17 protein-coding genes are annotated in these 20,100 nt (G+C 60.0%); 13 read left to right on the top strand and 4 right to left on the bottom strand.

The features are described from left to right. Positions 1-23: 23 nt before the first annotated feature. The 4 genes from B7E11_RS10595 (at position 24) to B7E11_RS10580 (ending at position 6,839) form a co-directional block, all read left to right on the top strand. Positions 24-3,074 (top strand): HEAT repeat domain-containing protein, encoded by a 3,051-nt coding sequence (locus tag B7E11_RS10595; RefSeq protein WP_176220690.1) that lies wholly within the window; start codon positions 24-26, stop codon positions 3,072-3,074. A 140-nt stretch (positions 3,075-3,214) separates the two neighbouring features. Beyond that, complete coding sequence (locus tag B7E11_RS10590; protein ID WP_080834161.1) at positions 3,215-4,354, top strand: glycoside hydrolase family 88 protein; 1,140 nt, start codon at positions 3,215-3,217, stop codon at positions 4,352-4,354. A gap of 115 nt (positions 4,355-4,469) precedes the next feature. Further along, complete coding sequence (locus B7E11_RS10585; protein WP_176220689.1) at positions 4,470-5,489, top strand: hydroxyacid dehydrogenase; 1,020 nt, start codon at positions 4,470-4,472, stop codon at positions 5,487-5,489. Between the two features lie 15 nt (positions 5,490-5,504). After that, positions 5,505-6,839 carry a helix-turn-helix domain-containing protein gene (locus B7E11_RS10580; protein ID WP_080834157.1) on the top strand — a complete coding sequence of 445 codons (1,335 nt, stop codon included), beginning with the start codon at positions 5,505-5,507 and terminating at the stop codon, positions 6,837-6,839. Positions 6,840-7,090: 251 nt separating this feature from the next. On the opposite strand, the gene B7E11_RS30630 is transcribed toward B7E11_RS10580, so the two are convergent. Then, the gene (locus B7E11_RS30630; protein ID WP_281256491.1) at positions 7,091-7,225 is read right to left on the bottom strand and encodes a hypothetical protein; all 135 of its coding nucleotides are present in this window, start codon (positions 7,223-7,225) and stop codon (positions 7,091-7,093) included. A 21-nt stretch (positions 7,226-7,246) separates the two neighbouring features. On the opposite strand from B7E11_RS30630, the gene B7E11_RS10575 reads away from it, so the two are divergent. Continuing rightward, on the top strand, positions 7,247-9,937 hold the full coding sequence (locus tag B7E11_RS10575; protein ID WP_176220688.1) for a carbohydrate binding domain-containing protein: 2,691 nt from the start codon (positions 7,247-7,249) through the stop codon (positions 9,935-9,937). Between the two features lie 104 nt (positions 9,938-10,041). Here the strand turns inward: B7E11_RS10575 and glsA are convergent, their stop codons facing one another. Further along, entirely contained in the window at positions 10,042-10,986 is a 945-nt protein-coding gene (glsA, locus tag B7E11_RS10570; RefSeq protein ID WP_080834153.1) for a glutaminase A, read from the bottom strand. 103 nt (positions 10,987-11,089) lie between these two features. After that, a complete protein-coding gene (locus B7E11_RS10565; RefSeq protein WP_080834151.1) occupies positions 11,090-11,914 on the bottom strand; it encodes a TerC family protein in 825 nt (274 codons plus the stop codon). A gap of 377 nt (positions 11,915-12,291) precedes the next feature. Here B7E11_RS10565 and B7E11_RS10560 point away from each other — a divergent pair, with 377 nt between their 5' ends. From B7E11_RS10560 to rbsK, 7 genes are all read left to right on the top strand, one after another. Continuing rightward, positions 12,292-12,570 carry a HesB/YadR/YfhF family protein gene (locus B7E11_RS10560; RefSeq protein ID WP_080834148.1) on the top strand — a complete coding sequence of 93 codons (279 nt, stop codon included), beginning with the start codon at positions 12,292-12,294 and terminating at the stop codon, positions 12,568-12,570. Positions 12,571-12,744: 174 nt separating this feature from the next. Then, a complete protein-coding gene (locus tag B7E11_RS10555; RefSeq protein WP_080834145.1) occupies positions 12,745-13,275 on the top strand; it encodes a YceI family protein in 531 nt (176 codons plus the stop codon). A 127-nt stretch (positions 13,276-13,402) separates the two neighbouring features. Continuing rightward, positions 13,403-14,338 carry a sporulation protein YunB gene (yunB, locus tag B7E11_RS10550; protein ID WP_245809675.1) on the top strand — a complete coding sequence of 312 codons (936 nt, stop codon included), beginning with the start codon at positions 13,403-13,405 and terminating at the stop codon, positions 14,336-14,338. 104 nt (positions 14,339-14,442) lie between these two features. Further along, entirely contained in the window at positions 14,443-15,276 is an 834-nt protein-coding gene (gene kduI / locus B7E11_RS10545; protein ID WP_080834143.1) for a 5-dehydro-4-deoxy-D-glucuronate isomerase, read from the top strand. Between the two features lie 70 nt (positions 15,277-15,346). Beyond that, positions 15,347-16,105 carry a DeoR/GlpR family DNA-binding transcription regulator gene (locus tag B7E11_RS10540; protein ID WP_080834141.1) on the top strand — a complete coding sequence of 253 codons (759 nt, stop codon included), beginning with the start codon at positions 15,347-15,349 and terminating at the stop codon, positions 16,103-16,105. After that, entirely contained in the window at positions 16,089-16,847 is a 759-nt protein-coding gene (gene kduD, locus B7E11_RS10535; protein WP_080834139.1) for a 2-dehydro-3-deoxy-D-gluconate 5-dehydrogenase KduD, read from the top strand. The genes B7E11_RS10540 and kduD overlap by 17 nt, the downstream gene beginning before the upstream one ends. 210 nt (positions 16,848-17,057) lie before the next feature. Then, positions 17,058-17,981, top strand: a complete 924-nt coding sequence (gene rbsK / locus B7E11_RS10530) for a ribokinase (RefSeq protein ID WP_080834137.1) — start codon at positions 17,058-17,060, stop codon at positions 17,979-17,981. A gap of 15 nt (positions 17,982-17,996) precedes the next feature. Here rbsK and B7E11_RS10525 read toward each other — a convergent pair whose 3' ends face one another. Next, positions 17,997-19,073 (bottom strand): M23 family metallopeptidase, encoded by a 1,077-nt coding sequence (locus B7E11_RS10525; protein ID WP_080834135.1) that lies wholly within the window; start codon positions 19,071-19,073, stop codon positions 17,997-17,999. A gap of 97 nt (positions 19,074-19,170) precedes the next feature. Between B7E11_RS10525 and lipA the strand changes: the two genes are divergently transcribed. Continuing rightward, positions 19,171-20,058, top strand: a complete 888-nt coding sequence (lipA, locus tag B7E11_RS10520) for a lipoyl synthase (protein ID WP_080834133.1) — start codon at positions 19,171-19,173, stop codon at positions 20,056-20,058. Positions 20,059-20,100 lie beyond the last annotated feature (42 nt).

Below are 20,100 nucleotides of genomic sequence, written 5' to 3'. Positions count from 1 at the left end.
ACTGCCGAACGAAGAGAGCGATGATGAATTTGCAGCGATTAGGGGAACGGATGGGGCTTCGGGCGGACGACTGGCGCAAGCTGGCGCTGATCGCGCCCATTTTTCTCTTATGCGAGATTGCCGAGGTTCTGAATTACAACGGGCTGATGACGCTGTTCAACCAGCGGCTGGGCGGTTCGTTTCTTCCATACGTGTATATGGCCGAAGCCGTGCTGCTGCCGATCGAAGCGTGGGGCATGGGCGCACTCGCCGGCCGCATGTCCAAGCCGGCGTTCATGCGCTTGCAGTACGCCGCCATTACGGCCATCGTGCTGGCGAACGCGGCGGCGCTGCTTTTTTTGCGGGGGACGGGGATCGACGTTCCCTTTTATTACGCGATCCTGTTCATTACGTCGAACTTTGCGGTGCGGCAGCAGACGATGATGCTGTGGGGGCTTGCGGTCGACATCTGTCCGACGCAGCAGGCGAAGCGGGTCATGCCCGTCATCGTTTCGGCGGCGACGCTCGGCGGCATTTTCGGCGGCATCGTCACGCAGCTCGTCAGTCCGCTGGGAGCCGACGTCGTTTATGCGGCCGGACCCTTGCTTCTTCTGGCCATTTCCTTTCATTACCGCAAGGCGATCGCGCAATTTATCGTGCCGCTCGCCCTGAGCGAAACGGCGGCCGCCGAGGCGGACAAGGACGGGGCGCGTTCCTCCTCCATGCGCTATTTTCGCGGCACGCTTCGATCGCCGTTTCTGCTCGGCGTGCTGGGCATCATGACGATCATGCCGGCGCTGTTTTTTCTGGCCGAATATATGTTTATCAACACGGCTCACGCGCATTATCCGGACGAAGCGGAATACGGCAGGATGTTCGGGCTCGTCTCCACCTTGCTGTTCGTTCTGGCCTTTCTGCTTCAGCTGGTGTCCGGAAAGCTGACGGCCCGGTTCGGAGCGAGCGGCATGCTGATCGGCATTTCGGCATTGTTCGCCGTCTTTTTCGCCGCGGCTTTCGCCTTGTTCGACACGCCGTTCGAAATGGCGGCGGCCGCGGGCGTCTATATGCTGCTTAACGTGCTCGTCTATTACTCGGCGGAGCCGTCGTACCAGATTTTTTACAAGACGCTGCCGCTGCGCGAGCGGGACGGCTTCCGGTATGCCGCCCAGGGAATGGCGTCGTTCCTCGGCCTCGTTCTCGGCGTAGGGTTGCAACTGCTGCATGGCGGCTTCGGGTGGAGCTTTGCCGCCGTGGCGCTCGCGGGAGCGGGTCTGGCCGCGGCGCTGCTGGGACTGGCCTGGGGCGTCAGGCAGCTGTACGTCAAGGCGCTGGTACATAGCGTGCAAACGATCAGCTCGGAGGAGCGGGAGCTTGCCGAGTCGCTGCGCGAGCTGGCCGGCAACGCGAGGGCGATGGCCGCCGTCCGCGCCATGCTGGACGATCCGCGGGAGGAAGCCCGGGAAATCGCGCTCGATGTGCTAGGCGCCGTTTCCGATTCCCGATACGCAAGGGAAATCGCGGACAGGCTGGGCGACGAAAGCGTCAGGGTTCGGCTTGCGGCGCTTCGGGCGCTGGATTTGTCCCGGGCGAACCTGGAAACGATGGCCAAGGCGGTGCCGATATTCGAGGACGAAGACCCCGACGTGCGCGCGGAAGCCGTCCGGAAGCTGGCGCAGATGCGGCATATGCCCGAGAGGGCGTTCCATTTCTTGCGTTCGAAGCTGTCGGACCCGTCGCCGGAGGTCGTCGCCGAAGCGGTCAAGGCGCTGTATTTGCTGAAAAGCGAGAAAAGCTACGCGGCTTGCTACGAAACCGTCGGGCGCATGCTGCGCGAGGGCGGAGAGCCGGCGGTCCCGATCTGCCGGGTCGTCGGGGAGCTTGGGCTCGACCGATTTGCGCCGCAAATGCTCGAACTGCTGCGCGACGAGCATCCGTCGGTTCGGGTGGCGGCGACGCGATGCCTCGGCGAGCTTCGGCGGGTCGAAGCGCTCCCGCTCATGCTGGATCGGCTGCCGACGGCCGATCAGGAGCTGTACCGGACGACGGTGAAGGCGCTCGCGGACATGGGCGAGCCGGCCGTCGAACCGCTGAAGAGGAGCTTGGCCGAGGCCCAGCCCAAGACATGGCAGGCGGCCGTATCCGCCCTCTCCGGACTTCTTCCGGACGAGGAGGTTCGGGGCTGGCTGGCCGGGCTTGCGGCGGAGAAGGTGACCGAGCAGGAATCCGCCGCTCGTTATCCGGCGGCGCTGGAAGCGGCCGGGCATCCGGATTTGGCCGAGCTGGCGGCGCTGCGGCAGGCGGAGCTGCACGGCTCCGTCATGGACGCCGTTTGGCGGGTGCTGGAGCGGCTGACGGACGAACGGGTAGCGGGCTCCGTCCGGCGGGCGGCGGAAAGCGACGACGAGGAAATGCAAAGCAGCGGGCTGGAGGTGTTGGCGGAAGGGCTCGGCGAGCGAAGGCTGTCGCAGCGGCTTGCCGCGGTGCTGCAGAGGGAACGCGGCTTTTCCGGAACGCTGGAGGACGGGCAGGCTCTCGAGCTGATCGCCGAGGCGGCCGGTTCGAAGGACGACTGGTGGCGGGAAATCGGTCGCGAGGCTTCTTTGCGGGAAGAGGGGAGAAACGGCATGACGGACGCGAATCAAATGTTGGGTCGGCTGGGCAAAGTCGTCTATTTGAAAAAGGTGCCTTTCTTTGCGAACCTTTCCTTGGAGGAGCTCGGGCTCATTGCGAAAGCGGCCGAGGAACGGACGTTCGCGGACGGGGAGCTGCTCCTCAAGAGAGGCGAGCGCAACGACGCGATGTACGTCATTGTCGCCGGCAACGTGGAGCTGAAAAGCGTGTCCGCGGCCGGCTGGGAAGCGACGCTGGGCGTGCTCGGCCCGGGCGAAGTGTGCGGCGCCGCGTCCGCGCTGGAGGAATCGCCGTCCACGGTGACGGCGCAGGCTTTTTTCGGCGAAGCGAGCGTGCTGTCGCTGCGGCGGCAGGAGGTGACGCGACTCGTCCGGCTGTATCCGGAAATCGGCATCGGCCTGCTGCGCGCGTCGCTGTCCCGCATCCGCATTCTGGAAGAGATGATGATGCGGATCGATTCCTGATAACGGATCGAACCGCCAGCGGGTTTAAAATTCGCTTTTTCCGCGCGGCTTGATTTTTGCTCCTTGCCCGGCGTCCGAGCGGCGGCTTATAGTGGCGTTGAAGGAAGCAGCCAAATTCGGAAGAATGCGGGGTAAAAATCATGAGCGTGGAAATGAAGTCGCAGCTCGGCACGTGGCTGGACGAAACGTGGGAGAAGACGAAAGCCAAAATGTCCGCGGAAGTCGAGCGGGTCGGCGACCGCATCCCGTACATCCCGGTCGACGGCAAGTACGCGGAAGACAAGGGCGAAACCGACATTTACTGGTGGACGAACGGCTTCTGGCCGGGCATGCTGTGGCAGATGTACAACGCGACGAAGGAGGAGAAGTACAAGGCGGCGGCGGAAGGCGTCGAGCGCCGGCTCGATGCGGCGCTCGAAGGATTCGAAGGCCTGCATCACGACGTCGGCTTCATGTGGCTGCACTCCGCCGTCGCCAATTACCGCCTCACCGGCAGCGAAACGTCGAAGACGAGAGGGCTGCACGCGGCCAACGTGCTGGCGGGGCGCTACAATCCCCGCGGCAAGTTTATTCGGGCCTGGAACGAGGACCGCGCCGGCTGGATGATCGTCGACTGCATGATGAACATTCCGCTGCTGTACTGGGCCGCGAGAGAAACGAACGATCCGCGCTTCGTTTATATCGCCAAGGATCACGCGGACACGACGCTGGAGAAAATCGTGCGCCCGGACGGCTCGTGCAACCACATCGCGATCCTGAATCCCGAAAACGGCGAGCTGCTGGAGCTGCCGGGCGGACAAGGCTACGAGTCCGGCTCGTCCTGGTCGCGCGGGCAGGCGTGGGCGCTGTACGGTTTCGCCCTGAGCCACCGCCATACGGGCGACGATCGCTATTTGCAAGCCGCGAAAAAAATCGCCCACTACTTCATCGCGAACGTCGCGACGACCGGTTACGTTCCGCTGGTGGACTTCCGCGCTCCGGCCGAGCCGATCTGCTACGATACGACGGCGGGCGTTTGCGCCGCCTGCGGCATGCTGCAGCTCGCCGAAGCCGTATCCGAGCTCGAGAAGCCGCTGTACGCGAACGCGGCGGTGCAAATTTTGCAGGCGACGGACCGGCGGTTCTGCAACTGGAACGTCGACGAGGACGCCATCGTAGGGAACGGAACGGGGTCCTACCACGGCAGGCACGGGGACTACGGGGTGCCGATCATTTACGGCGACTATTTCTTCATCGAGGCGCTGCTCAGGCTGAAGGAGAAGCATTTTCTTATCTGGTAACGGGTGATAAACGGAACAAAATGTTTTATAATGGCGAATAAGGGGCCGATTTCCGGAAAAGACGCGAACGCGTCCCGGGGTCGGCCCGATTATGCGTTCGGTGAGGAGGGCTAGGATGAAAGGAATTTTTTTGGCGGCCAAATCCAGTCCTTCGTTCGATTCGTCCAAATTTTACAGCATCTTCAACGAATACACGATGGAAAAGCTGTCGGAAATCATCGACATCAGTCCGTCCATCGTCGACAAAAACCGGCTGGAGGAAAATGCGCCCCTGCTTGCCCGAACGGAGCTGATCTTTTCGACCTGGGGCTTCGGGACGCTCTCGGAGCGGGAAATTCGCGAGTATTTTCCCCGGCTTAAGGCCGTGTTTTACGCGGCCGGCTCCGTCAAATATTTCGCCCGTCCCTTCTTCGATTGCGGCGTCCGCGTCTTCAGCTCCCAGGCCGCCAACGCGGTGCCCGTCGCCGAATTCACGCTCGCCCATATTTTGCTGGCCAACAAAGGCGCTCTGCGCGCCCCCCAAAGGTACAAGAAGCTGGGCTACCACGCGGCGCGAAGCTATACGGACCGGTACGAAGGCAATTTCAACGCCCGCGTCGGATTGCTCGGCGCCGGAAGAATCGGCCGGAAGGTCATCGAGCTGCTGAAGCCGTTCGACATGGACGTGTTCGTGTTCGATCCGTTTCTGTCGGCGGAGGAAGCGAAGCGGCTGGGCGTGACGAAAGCGCCGCTGGACATCATTTTCAGCACGTGCCACGTCATTTCCAACCACCTGGCGGACAACGAACAGACGGCGGGCATCGTCAACTACGACTATCTGAGCCAGATGAACGACTATACGACGTTCATCAATACCGGCAACGGCCCCCAGATCGTTACGGACGATCTGGTCGCGGTCCTGAAGGAGAACGAGACGATTACCGCCGTGCTGGACGTAACCGACCCGGAGCCGCTTCCGGCCGATCATCCGCTGTTTTCGCTCGAGAACGCTTTTGTGACGGCCCGCATTTCCGGAAGCTTCGCCGGCGAAGTCGCCCGGATGGGCGAGTACATGTGCGAGGAATGCAGGGCGTTTCTGGCCGGCGAGCCGCTGAAATACGAGATTACGCGAGAGATGCTCAGCACGCTGGGCTGACGGAGAGGGGAGTGGATGTTCATGTTGTCCGACAGCGGCGATCCGGTATCCGCGGCAAACGGCGCGGCCCCCCTCTCCGGCTCACGGCCTCCCGGCGCCGTGGCCAAAGAAATCGAAGACACGGCTAAAAAGTATATCCTTTACAAGCTTCTGCATAACGATTTCTCGACCCCGGAACATTTTCCGGCCCTGTTCGAGCGGTTCGGGATCGGATTTTCGGACGGGCGCTTTGCGGTCGCGGTCATCCGCTTCGACGATTTCCGCGAGTTCGAACCGGACCGCAGGGCGCACCGGATTTCGATTTTCAAGTTCGCGATGGTCAATATCGCGCTCGAACTGCTGGGCAGGGATTTCGCCTGCGAAGCCCTGGAAAACGGACCGGACCACGTCACGGTCATTCTGAACGGGCCGTCGTTCGGGGAAAGCCGGATGCTCCTGCTTCGAGCCAAGCTGACCGAGACGCTTGCGCAAATCGAGGAGCTGTTCCGCTTCAGCGCGAGCGCCGGAATCGGAACGGTCGCGGCGAGCGCGAGCGCGATCCGGACAAGCTATTCGAACGCCTTGACGGCGAGCGAGTATCGGATGTTTTTCGGACCGCGGTCGGTTGTCGCCTACGACGATATCGAGGATCGCGAGCTCGCGCGAATCGCTTTTCCCTACGAGGAGGAGCAGGCGCTGCTGACGGGGATCCGGCAAAACCAGCCCGAGCACGCCGTCGCGGGCCTGGACGCGTTTTTCGAAGCGGTCCGGGACGGCAGCGCGCAGGAGGTTCGCCTGTTTTTGACGCAGCTGGGCGGATCGTTGAGCCGGCTTTCGCATTCCTCGCCGCAGGCGGAGGCGTTCGCGGAATTCGATCTGCGCGCCTTTCACCGGGATTTGCATGGGCTGGACACGCTGGAGCAGAAAAAACGGCTGTTCGCGGACCTGCTTGTCGATCAACTGGCAGCCAGGGAACAGATCGATCAGCGGAAAAAGGAAGCGCAAATGAAAGCCGCCAAGGCATTTATCGCGCAAAACTACGGCAATAGCGATTTGACGGTCGACATCGTGGCGGAGCACGTGCAGTTTTCTCCGAGCTATTTGCGCAAATTGTTCAGGGACGTCTGCCGCTGCTCGCCGACCGATTACATTTTCCATTACCGGCTGGAAGCGGCCAAACGCCTGCTGCGCGAGACCGAATATACGGCCAAGGACATCGCCGAAAAGGTCGGCTACCTGAACACCAAATATTTTTACAGCATCTTCAAAAAAAGCGTCGGCATGACGACGTTCGAGTACCGCGAGAAGTTTCGAAACGCGTCTCCAAACCCGCAAACGGGCCCCCGAAACGATACGAACGGCGTTTTATAACGAAAAAGGCTGCTCTGCCTCGAATTCGTCCGCGCGGGTAAAGAGGTTGCGGAATCGGCGATGAAGTCCGCGGCAATGCAAACGGCCTGAAAGCCGAGGTCCCTCGGCGCCGGAGGAAGGAGCCGGGTTCGGGGGGCTTCGCGGTCCCGAGATCGATTTTTTTAAATTTCCTATGTACAATTCGGAAGAAATTGGTTATGTTTAAGTTGTTCAAGAAACGAGGCACTCCCGGGTGATTTTGTCTTGATTCGTTATCTTGAATGCGCTTCCAATTCAAATACGCCTTTTTTTACAGGGAAAGGAGGGAGAAACGAAGAACTGAAGCGCAAACCGCCCTGCTTATCCAAAGTTTTGCGATCTGCCTCGATTTCGTCGATACCGCCCATGAGCATGGCATCCGGGTCGTCATGGATGTCGTCCTGAACCACGCCGGCTACGAGACGATGAAGGACATGGACGAGTTCGACTTCGGCGAGCTTGCCGGGGGCTGGCAAAACTATTACTATAATCAGCCGGAATCGGCGGCTCACTACGATACGTACGCCGATTACATCGCCAGCTCCGACGCGAACCGCTGGGCCCGTTGGTGGGGGCCGGACTGGATCCGCTCAAGCTACGCGGGGTATTCCGGCTGCGGCGGCTCCGATTTGACCTTGTGTCTTTCGGGCTTGCCGGATTTCAAAACCGAATCCTCCCAAACGGTCGGCATTCCTCCGTTTCTCGCCGAAAAGTGGGGCAGCGCCAAGCTTGCGGCCGAAAACGCGAAGCTGGACGCTTTCTTCGCCCGCACCGGCAAGCCTCGCACGGTCAGCAATCATCTGATCAGTTGGCTTACCGATTGGGTCCGGGAGTACGGGATCGACGGTTTCCGCGTCGATACCGCCAAGCATGTCGAAATGCACGTGTGGAAAGCGTTGAAGGAAGAAGCGGTCATCGCGCTTCGGGACTGGAAGGCGGCCCATCCGGACAAAAAACTCGACGATCTCGATTTCTGGATGACGGGCGAAGCGTGGGGACACGGACTTGGCCGAAGCGCCTACTTCGACAACGGCTTCGATTCGATGATCAACTTCTCGTTCCAGGGCTCGGCGGGCAATCTGGCGAATTTGGAGGGGATTTATTCGAATTACGCCGCCAGCATCAACTCGGACGATTCGTTTAATATGCTGAGCTATATTTCGTCGCACGACACTTCGCTTTTTAACCGCAGCAATCTGATCAACGCGGGGACCTCGCTGCTCATGCTGCCCGGAGGCGTGCAGATTTTCTACGGGGACGAGACGGCGAGACCGCCGGTAACCGCGCCATGGGATCAGCCGACGCGGTCGGACATGAACTGGAGTTCGATCGATGCGGGCGTCTTGTCCCACTGGCAGAAGCTCGGCCAGTTCCGCAGCAAGCATATCGCCGTCGGGGCGGGAAGCCACAGGCAGCTGCAATCGTCGCCGTACGCGTTCAGCCGGACGTACAATTCCGGCGGCGTCGAGGACAAGGTGGCGGTCGTCGTCGGCGCAAGCGGAACGACTACGGTCAACGTCGGTTCGGCATTCGAGGACGGGACGACGGTAACGGACTTTTATACGGGTCAATCGGCGGTCGTCACGGGAGGCCAGGTTACCTTCGCCGCCCACGCGAACGGCGTTATCCTCATCGAAGAACCGCCGACGCTCGAAGCCCGCGTGTCGGCCTCTCCCGCCGGCGGCAGCTTCAGCACCGAAACGAAGGAAGTTACCCTGAACGTGAGAAATGCCGAAACGGGCTTCTACACGCTGGACGGGAGCGATCCGAAAGACGGCGGCATTCCGTTTGAAAACGGGCAGACGATCGCGATCGGCGCCGGCATGGAGATCGGCGACTCGGTTGCGCTGCGGCTGTACGCGGTCAACGATTTGGCCGAACATGCGAGACAATACGTTTTCACGAAAACCGAACGGAGCATCCTGACGGTCCATTTCAAAAAACCGGCCAACTGGGGAACGCCGCATTTGTATTATTATGAAACGTCGCCGGAAGTCCCGGAACCGGTCTGGACAACGTCGCCGGCAATGGTCAGCGAAGGAAACGGGTGGTATGCATATTCGATCGAGGATGCGGAAAGCGCCCGCGTCATTTTCAAGGACAACAACGGCAACCAGATTCCGGGGCGGCAGCAGCCGGGCCTGGTCCTGACTGCGGAGGGCTGGTACGACAACGGCTGGATCGCCGATCCGACGGATTCGGTTGCGCCTTCGATTCCGTCGAACGTGTCGGCGTCGGCAGCGACCGGCAGCTCCATCACGCTGATCTGGGACGCTTCGACGGACAATATCGGCGTCGCCGGGTACGAAATTTACCGGGACGGAGCCAAGGTCGGCGATGCTGCCGGCACGACGTATACGGATAGCGGGCTGGCGGCGTCAACCGAATATTCGTATACCGTAAAGGCGTACGACGCCGCCGGCAACGTATCGGAAGCGAGCGAGGCGGTCGCGGCCGCGACTGGAGCCGCTCCTCCGACGAACCAGGCGACCGTTTATTACAAGCGGGGATATGCGACGCCGTATTTCCATTACATGCCGGCCGGCGGCGCATGGACGGCCGTTCCGGGCCTTGCGATGGAGCCTTCGCCGAACCACGCGGGCTACAGCGTCATTACGGTCGATATCGGAACGGCGACCAGCCTGAAGGCCGCGTTCAACAACGGAAGCGGCGTCTGGGACAACAATGGGGGCCAAAATTATACGTTCCAGCAAGGGGTCTGGACGTTCGACGGCGGCAGCATCGTGTCGGGAGCGCCTGATCCGAACAGTCAAAGCCTGACGATTTCGCTAAGCGTTCCGGCCAACACCAGCGTTTCCGATTCGGTGTACATCGCCGGATCGTTCAACGGCTGGAATCCCGCCGACGGCGATTACCGGATGACGCGCAACGGCGACGGGACGTATTTCATTACGTTCGACGTGGCGACCGGGACGACGATCCAGTACAAGTTTACGAGAGGAACGTGGGCATCGGTCGAAGCGAACGCCAACGGCTCGGATATCGCGAACCGGACCTATACGAAAGCGGCCGGAGCGCAAGGATTAAGCCTGTCCGTGCCGCGATGGAAGGATAAATAAGGGCCGGGTCGGCTGAGCCCAGCCAATGCAGAAGGAGCCGACCCGCGACGTCGGTCGCAGGTCGGCTCGCCTCTCGAATGGTTTTCCAGAGCAAAAGCCATCGGTCAAAACATGCTCCAGTCGAATTCCCGGGACAGCGTCTCCATCAGATGGACGCCCGCGATGCTGTTTCCTTTGCGGTTGAGCGCCGGACCGACGACGCCGATTCCGTAACGTCCGGGAACGAGCGTCAAAATGCCGCCCGAGACGCCGCTTTTGGCCGGAAGCCCGACCTGGATGGCGAATTCGCCGGAGGCGTTGTACATTCCGCAAGTGATCATGAACGTCTTCGCGATCTGCACGTAGCGGCGCGGAATCAAGCTCTCGCCCGTGAACGGGTCGGCGCCGTCGAAAGCAAGCACCAGCGCCATACGGGCGATGTCCGCGCAGGCGACCTTGATCGAGCAATGGCGGAAGTACACGTCGAGCACCTCGTCGACGCCGCCTTCCAGCACGCCGTTGTCCTTTAGGAGATAGGCCATCGAACGGTTGAGGTTGGCCGTAGCGGCTTCCGACCGGTAAACATCTTCGTCCAGTTCGAGCGAAGGGTTGCCGGCCAGCTTGCGGAAGAAAGACAAAATCCGAGATGATTTTTCCTCCGAATCCGCGCCGGCAATCAGCGACGACACCGCGATCGCCCCCGCGTTAATCAGCGGGTTGAACGGGATGCCGGGCCGCACCAGCTCCAGCTTCAGCATCGAATTGAAGTTGTCGCCGGTCGGCTCCATGCCCACTTTGTCGAAAACGGCCGCTTCGCCATTATCCATTAGCGCGAGAATTAGCGTAAAAACTTTGGAAATGCTCTGCATCGTAAACGGGATGCCGCAGTCTCCCGCCGAAGCGGTTCGGCCGTTCGCGTCCAGTACGGCAATGCCGAGAGCGGACTGGGGCATTTTGGACAGTTCCGGGATATACGATGCGACCTTGCCTTCGGCTGCGCGCTTCCTGCTCGTTTCCAACCATAAAGGCAGCTGCGTCAGAAGGCGATCGAATTCGGACGTTTCGGACACGGGATTTCCTCCTTGCAAAGCCATCCGAGCCGCAACGGGCCCGACGGCGGGTTATTCGTTGCGGCTCGGACCGGCGAGCGAATTCGCTCGTACCGATAACGAATTAGCTCAGCTTTTGCTGTTCCTTGATCGTATCCTTCAGTTCTTCGTCGCCTTTATGCGCGTTCGGAACCGCCGATTTGCCCGACAGGAACCAGCCGGTTACGGCGATCGCCACGAGCACGATATAGAACGTCGCTTTCCAGCCGGTGCTTTCCACGAACGAGTGCGGGAGCACGTGCAGCGCGTCGTGGGCGAGCGTATGAACGGCGAGCTTGACGCCGACCCAGCCGACGATGACGAACGCGGCCAGTTCAAGCGCGGGACGGGAGTGAAGCAGTTTGACGAAGAAATTGGCGGCAAACCGCATGATGACGAGTCCGATAATGCCGCCCGCCAAAACGACGATAAACTGGCCGCCGTCCATGCCCCCGATCGACTGGATGCCGCTTGGCGGAAGGGCGACCGCAAGCGCGACCGCAGCCAGGATGGAGTCGATCGCAAAGGCGATATCCGCAAGCTCGACTTTGAGGACGGTCATCCAGAAGCCGGCCTGCTTGCGGTTTTCTTTTTCCGCCGCTTCCGCTTCCTGCGCATTCTTTTTGCGAATGAACTTCACGATGTTATGAATCGAAATGAACAACAGGTACAACGCGCCGATGGCCTGGATTTGCCAAACATCGACGAGCAGGGAAATGATGAACAGCGATGCGAAACGGAAGACGAAAGCTCCAAACAAACCGTAGAACAAAGCCTTTTTCCGTTCCTTTTCGTCCAGATGCTTGACCATGATCGCCAGCACCAGGGCGTTGTCCGCCGCCAAAAGCCCCTCCAGCAGCACCAAAATAATCAAAACCCACCCATACTCAAGCAAAAGCCCGACATCCATTTCTCGTTTCCTCCCTCATCCAACTCATGATCATTAAAAAGACCTTTGCCTCCAATTGTTAAGATCGCCAAAAAAGGCGTCTCACAATCAGCGGCAAAGGTCTCGCTAACAATGGATTATTGCCAATAAAGCCGGAGATTTGATCTCGTAATGACGACTTTACTGAACAGCTACTCCCCTTCATCCGGGTATGAAGTTGTAGATCAAGCTATAAGCGAATCTTAAATGATTTTTCGTTCGTTGTCAATTTTCTTGATGGCGCGATTTTGACGCGCTTGTTGGCGAGCGCCGCCTGCGGCCTTGTTGGTCGGCCAAGCGAGCAGTATAATGAAATGACCGCACGCGGGATTCATACGTAGGAAAGGGGTGCGCCTGAAATGGAAATGGCCGTTTCGCCGTCCGCCTTGCAGTGCTTCGAGCAGGAATGGGGCTATAAACACGGCGACCGCATTCGCGTATTTGTTCGTTATGTCAGCGGGGGCACCGAGCCGTACGGTTTCGGCATCATGAAGGACGATCCGATGGATCCGGCAGCCGTGGTGACCGCAGGCGAGCTGACCTTCTATATGGAACAAAAGGACGTCTGGTTTCTCGAGCACAAAAAGCTCACCCTCGATTGCCTAAACGGCGATATCGTGTTCAAAGTCGAATCGTGACGATAAAAGACCGCACCGTTTGGCCGGCAACGGCCACAGGGAGCGGTCTTTTTGTTTCGGGGCCCAAAAGGAATCAAAAGCGCAAAAATCGCATTGACAAATTTGTGACGATAGTTTATATTCAAGTTAATGTTACTATACAAAAGTTAGTTAATGATGAGGAGGAAACGGAAGATGGCAAAGGCAAAATGGACGGTAGACGTATCCCACAGCGAAATCGGGTTTTCGGTAAAACACATGATGATCGCGAAAGTGAAAGGCACGTTCCACGGCTTCGAAGCCAGCATCGAAGCGGATCCGGCGGATTTGACGACGGCGGACATCGAATTCGCGATCGATTTGTCCAGCGTCGACACCCGCAACGCGGACCGCGACAACCACTTGAAATCGGCCGACTTTTTCGATATCGAGAAGAACCCGAAGCTGCTGTTCAAAGCGACGAAAATCGTTCGCACGGGCGACGACGAATACGATATTACGGGCGACGTCACGCTGCATGGCGTCACCCGCTCGGAAACGTTCTCGGCTACGTTCGAGGGCGTCGGCAAAGACCCGTGGGGCAACGAAAAGGCGGGCTTTAGCGCGACCGGCAGCCTGAAGCGGAGCGATTACGGCTTGACGTACAACGCGGCGCTCGAAACGGGCGGCGTGCTGATCGGCGACGAAGTGAAAATCGCCATCGAAATCGAAGCGGCCAAAGCTTGAGCCGAAGGATATACGGCTGACGGAAGGCGTCCGGACGGGCGCCTTCTTTTTTAATGCCCGAAAGCATAAGTATGAGGAGGACTGTCCCTCCTGCCGGGACAGAAGCGAACGGAAGGAGGAGGGCCATTTGCGAAAAAGGTGGGGGAAGCCGCTGCCGCTGCGGCTGAAGTGGAGTCCGCCCGTCCGCAGATGGGGAGGGAACCGGCCCCGAACGTGGAAAGGGCCGGCCGATCGTCTCGTGCCGCGAAGCCGGGGCTTTGTCGCCCGCCCTTCGAAGGGAGGCGGCGCTTCGTTCAAGTCCCCGAACGGCCCGAAAGGCTGGGCGGTCCGTCCCCGCAAGCGGATGAAGCGGCGGCATTTTTGGCTCATCATGCTGTTGATCGCGGTGCTCGCATCCATCCAGTCCGTCGTTCTGCTCGACAAGCTGCTGCGGGAGCCGCTCATGTTTCTGGCCAAAGTCCGCACGACGCAGATGGCGACCGAAGCGATCAATCAGGCGATCAAGAACAATGTATCGGCGCAGGCGGACGGCAGCAGAATGATCAAATGGCAGTTGGACGAATCGGGGGAGACGAGAGGCTTCGCGATCGACTACAACGAGCAGATGCGCATCACGGCCCAAACGATCGGGATCGTCGAACAGGCGCTGCGAGAGCAAAGCCATCTGTACGCGCGGGTTCCGATCGGGCATGCGCTCAAGAGCCCCATCATATCGTCCATCGGCCCAAGCGTCGCCGTCAAGTTCGAGCCTGCGAGCGCGGTTCAGGCCGAGGTGAGAACGCGGCAGACGAACGCGGGCATCAACAACGTGCTCGTCGAGGTTTACATTCATATCAAAACGAACATTTACGTGCTCATTCCGTTCGACAAGGAATCGAACCCGATCGAAACGGAGATTCCGCTTTCCTACGCGATGGTCGTCGGCGACGTCCCGATGTACTATTACGACGGCTCGGGCAACCCGGTCGGCAGCGGCGCGGCCCAGGCTCCGGTCATTTCCCTGCCTCCCGCTCCGTCTTCGACCGAAGGGTCGGCGAGCGCGGGAGCGGGCGCCGCGCATTGACGATTCGTTAACGGCGTTCGGATCGATCGAAAAAACGTTCACAAATGTTCTAAAATGTGTGATATAATTCAAAGCGAACGAAATCAAACAAGGAGGCGTTCGTTTTGGATATTCGCCATTCCACTCATCCGGACGACATGAAGCGTTACGACACGGAGCAGCTCCGCAAGCACTATTTGATCGAGAAGCTTTTCGAGGCGGACCGTCTTCATATGACGTACTCGCATGAGGATCGACTCATTATCGGGGGGGCGCAGCCGGTCAACGAAACGATCGCGCTCGATGCCGGGGATCAATTGAAAACCGAGTACTTCCTGGAACGCCGCGAAATCGGCTTCGTCAACATCGGCCACGGCGACGCCGTCGTCACGGCGGACGGGGAACGATACGAGCTGGGCAGACTCGATACGCTGTACGTCGGCAAAGGCGTTCGCGACGTGAAGCTGTCAAGCAAGGATGCGGCGAACCCGGCGAAGCTGTACTTCTGCTCGGCTCCGGCGCATGCCGTCATTCCGGCCCGCAAAGTATCGATTCAGGAAGCGAACACGCTCTACCTGGGTTCGCAGGAGACGTCCAACGAACGCGAATTGAACCAGATCATTCACGGAGGCGGCATCCAAAGCTGTCAGCTTATGATGGGCATCACCGTGCTGAAGCCGGGAAGCGTCTGGAACACGATGCCTTCCCACGTCCATGACCGCCGGATGGAAGCTTATCTCTATTTCGATCTTGCCGAAGACGCCCGCGTGTTCCATATGATGGGGCAGCCGCAGGAGACGCGCCACCTGGTCGTCGCGAACGAGCAGGCGATCATTTCGCCGGCCTGGTCCATTCACTCCGGCGTGGGCACGAGCAATTATACGTTCATTTGGGCGATGGCCGGCGAAAATTATACGTTTACGGATATGGACGTCGTTCCTCCGAGCGAATTAAAATAGGAAAGCCGCGCTTTTGGAGCGCACCGCGAGTTCATCTCGCGGGAGTTTGGCAAGGGAGGACAAGAGCATCATGCTGGCCGCTGCACGTCAACAGTCGATACTGGAGCTGCTTCAGACTGCCGGAACCGTCCAGGTGTCCGATCTGAGCGAACGATTCGGCGTCACGAAAAAGACGATTCGCGAGGATTTGGAGAAGCTGGAGGAAAAAGGCCTTCTGAAAAGGACGCACGGAGGCGCGGTGGCCGCAGCGGAGGAGCCGGAGCCCCTGCTCCCTTTGCAAATTCCGAACACGAAGCATCCGGACGAGAAAATCAGCATCGCCGTCCACGCGTTGAAATACATCAAGCGGGACGATATCATCGCGCTCGACGCGGGCAGCACGACGCTGGAAATCGCGAAGCGTTTGCCCAACGAGCCGCTGACGGTCATCACGAACGATTTGCTCATTATTCACGAGCTGATCGGCAAGGATCGGATCCGGCTCGTCGTGCCTGGCGGCTACCGCCAGCGAAACGTCCTGATCGGAAACGACGTGCTGGACTGGCTGTCGCGGCTTAACGTGCAGAAGCTGTTTCTGTCCGCCACGGGCGTGCACGAAAAATACGGCCTGACCGTATTCACGAACGAGCTGATCGAATTGAAAAAAGCATACATGGCAAGCGCCAAAGAAATTTACTGCGTCGCCGATCACAGCAAATTCGACCGCGCCGCGCTGCTGACGTTCGCATCGCTGGCGGAGATCGACCTGCTGATCACGGACGCGGGATTGTCCGAAGAGGTCGAAAAGCGCTACAAGGGAGGTTCGGTCAACATTGAAAGAGCTGTTTGATTTGACGGGCCGCGCGGCGGTCGTCACCGGAGCGGGCCGCGGCTTGGGCGCCGCGATCGCCGTGGGTCTTGCCGCCGCCGGCGCCGATGTCGCGCTGGTGACGAACCGCACGCCGGCGGAAGAAACGAAAAGCAAGATCGAGGCGCTCGGCCGCAAGGCCGTCGCGCTGACGGCCGACGTGAGCGATCGGGCCGCGCTGCCGGGGCTGATCGACGAGACGCTCGGCGCGTTCGGCCGAATCGACGTGCTCGTGAACAATGCCGGCATTATCCGGCGCACGCCGGCCGCCGAGCACAGCTACGAAGATTGGCAGGCGGTTCTCGACGTCAATCTGAACTCGGTTTTCGTCTTGTCCCAGCTGGCCGGACGGGCGATGATCGAGCAGGGCTCCGGCAAAATCGTCAACATCGCTTCGATGCTGTCGTTCCAGGGCGGCATCAACGTTCCGGGCTACACGGCGAGCAAGCACGCCGTGGCGGGGCTGACGAAAGCGCTCGCCAACGAGTGGGCGTCCAAAAACGTACAGGTCAACGCGATCGCTCCCGGGTACATGAGCACGGACAACACGGAAGCGCTCCGCAACGACCCGGTGCGGAGCCGCCAGATTTTGGAGCGGATTCCGGCGGGCCGCTGGGGGACGGACCAGGATCTGGTCGGTCCGGCCGTCATGCTCGCTTCCCGCGCGTCCGACTACATGAACGGACACGTCTTGTGCGTGGACGGCGGATGGATGGTTCGCTGAACCGCCGCCGGTTGTCCGGCCGCCGCGCCGCCCGGACAACCGGCGGCGGCAAATGCCTCTCGCTTCGGCTTCGGCCGAAGCAAGAGGCATTTTTTAATGGAATCGCCCGATCGGACAACATCCAACGAGGGACAGCCGGCGACAAAACAGTTGCATTCCGGTGGCCGCTTGTCCATCATAGAAAACGATAACCTTAAGAAGAGGTGGCCTATGAACCGAGTGCTCGTAGTCGGAAGCATCAATATGGATTTGGTCAATCACGTAGACGAATTTCCGCTGCCCGGGGAAACGATACACGGTCGCGGAGTCGATTATTTGCCCGGAGGAAAGGGCGCCAACCAGGCGGTGGCCGCCGCCAGAGCCGGCGGGGACGTGCGCATGGTCGGCGCGGTGGGGGACGACACATTCGGTCAACAACTGCTCGCTTCCTTGCGGAATTCGGGGGTTGGAACCGAGTCGGTGGCCGTCAAGCAAGGCACATCCGGCCTGGCTTTCATAACCGTTTCGGGCAGCGGGGAAAATCAAATCATTTTATCCGCCGGAAGCAACGGCCGCCTGACGCCCGAAGACGTCCCCGCGGAACGGCTCGCGTCGGCCGATTGGGTGCTGCTGCAAAACGAAATCCCTTGGGCGGTCAACCGCCACGTGCTCGAACAATGCCGCGGCCTGGGCGCCAAGGTCATGTACAATCCGGCTCCGGCCCGGCCGATCGAAGCGGACGCGTATCCGCTGATCGACGTCATCGTCGTGAACGAGACGGAAGCGGAAACGCTGACCGGCATCGAGGTCGGAAATCGCGAGGATGCCGAAGCGGCGGCGCGTGAATTGCTTCGCCGCGGCGTCCGCTGCGTCATCGTAACGCTCGGCGCGAAAGGCTCGCTTTGCCTGGGGGGCGAGGGAGAATCGTTTTTTACGCCGGCATTTTCCGTAACCCCCGTCGACACGACGGCCGCCGGGGACACGTTTATCGGCGCGTTTGCCGCCGCCTGCGCGAACGGGACGCCGTCTTCCGAGGCGCTGCGTTTCGCTTCCGCTGCGGCCGCGCTGGCCGTCGGCCGAAAAGGAGCCCAATCGTCGATTCCGGAACGCGGCGATATCGTCCGTCTGCTCGAAGCGGACGCGGCCGCGAATTAACGGGCGCAAATCAAGCTACTTGCGGCGATGCGCCTTCAGCGCGTTCCGTTCGGAACGCTCCCATTTGCGAAGCAGCGGATAGGGGTCGAACGCCCATTCCACGAGGCCTCGGTCGCGGTAGACGCCATAATGCAAATGCGGCGGAAATTTGCCCGAGGTTCCCGGGCGGCCGTAACCCGAGCTGCCGACCCATCCGATGACCTGGCCCGCTTTCACGACATCGCCGATCTTGATTTTTTTATCGAAGCCGGACAGATGAGCGTAATAATGATACAGATTGTCAAGGTCGCGGATGCCGATTCGCCAGCCGCCGTACGGGTTCCAGCCCTTCACTTCGACGATGCCGTAGCCCGTGCTGCGAACGGGGATCCCGTGGGCGGCGAAAATGTCCGTTCCTTCGTGTATCCGCGCCCCGCCCCAGCCGCGGCTGTTGCCCCAGGTGCTCCTGTAGGAGTATACCGAACCGATGGGCAGCGGGAAGGCGCGATCGGACAAGTCGAGTTTTCCGAACGTCTCGTACAGCTGGGAAAATTGCAATACGCGCTGCACCGCTCTCGTGTTGTGGTAGTATTCCCACAGTCCGATGGCAAAGTCGTCTCCGGATATGCCGCCCTGCGACCGGATGCGCGCGGCGACGGAATAGAGGAGGTCGGCGGCGTCCCCGCGGTCCGCGATCCCGTCTCCGGAGCCGTCCCTGCCGATCCCGCGGAACAAGCGGATGGACAGCGGATTCTTGTCCTCGGCGTCCGGGTTCAAAGGGCCGGCCCATTGTTCGGCCGGAATATAAATGCCGGCAAGCGCTTTTTCGGGCAACGGCCGGCTTTTCGGATGAGCCCGGGACAGCGTCCGTTCGTACTGATCGATCGCGGCGATGGAATGCCAGGGCAAATCCGTCATGAGCCCGACGCGTTCGTAAAGCTGGCGAAGCGCTGCTTCTTTGGTTTCGGGAGGCGTTCCTTCGGCTTTCGGCGCGGCCGCGGTATCGTTCGCGTTGATCAATGCGCACAAGCCGATCGTTCCCGCGGCTGCGACTGCGGCAAGTTTCGCGAACATGCGGCGCCCGCACGGCGAATGAACGTTTTTCCGTTTCATGAAACCCCTCCTTTTGCGCATAAGGATATGGTTTGCAGAACGTTGGTTTTTATGTGAAACCTGTTATAATAAAGGGGACAGAAAGAGGGGAATGCCGATGACAACGGGCGCTAAGCCGCGCAAGCCGGATTGGCTGCGCATCAAGCTTACGACAGGCGATAATTATCGCGAAATCAAGGACATGATGAGGACGAAGACCCTCCATACCGTATGCGAGGAGGCGCGCTGTCCGAATATATACGAGTGTTGGGCGAATCGGACCGCGACGTTTATGATTTTGGGCGACATTTGCACGCGCGCCTGCCGCTTTTGCGCCGTCAAAACCGGCCTCCCGACGGAGCTGGATCTTCAGGAGCCGGAGCGGGTGGCGGAAGCCGCGGAGCAGATGAATTTGCGCCACTGCGTCGTGACGTCGGTCGCGCGCGACGATCTGAAGGACGGAGGCGCTTCGATTTTCGCGGCTACGATCCGTGCGATCCGCGCCAGACTGCCGTTTTGCAGCGTGGAAGTGCTGATCCCCGATTTTCAGGGCAATTGGGAAGCGCTCAAAACCGTCATGGATGCCAAGCCGGATATTTTGAATCATAATATCGAGACGGTAGCGAGAACGAGCGACCGGGTTCGGGCCAAAGCCAAATATCCCCGTTCGCTCGAGCTTTTGCGGCAGGCCAAGCTGATGGCGCCGAACATTCCGACCAAATCGAGCATCATGCTCGGCGTCGGCGAAACGAACGAGGAAGTGCTGCAGGCGATGGACGACCTGAGAGCGGTCGATTGCGATATTTTGACGCTCGGACAATATTTGCAGCCGACCCCGAACCATCTGGAGGTCGACCGATACGTTCATCCGGACGACTTCGCATGGCTGAAGAAAGAAGGCCTCGCGCGAGGCTTTTCCCATGTGGAATCCGGTCCGTTCGTTCGCAGCTCGTATCATGCCCACGAGCAAGTGCAATCCGCCGCCGCCACGAAAGCTCAGGGCTGATATTACAGCGGAGTCGGATTGATGACGGGGTCAACTCGACGG

Origin of the sequence: Cohnella massiliensis (genome assembly GCF_900169535.1) — a bacterium.
Taxonomy (GTDB): Bacteria; Bacillota; Bacilli; order Paenibacillales; family Paenibacillaceae; genus Cohnella; species Cohnella algarum.
This window is presented reverse-complemented; position numbering and strand designations above follow the sequence as displayed.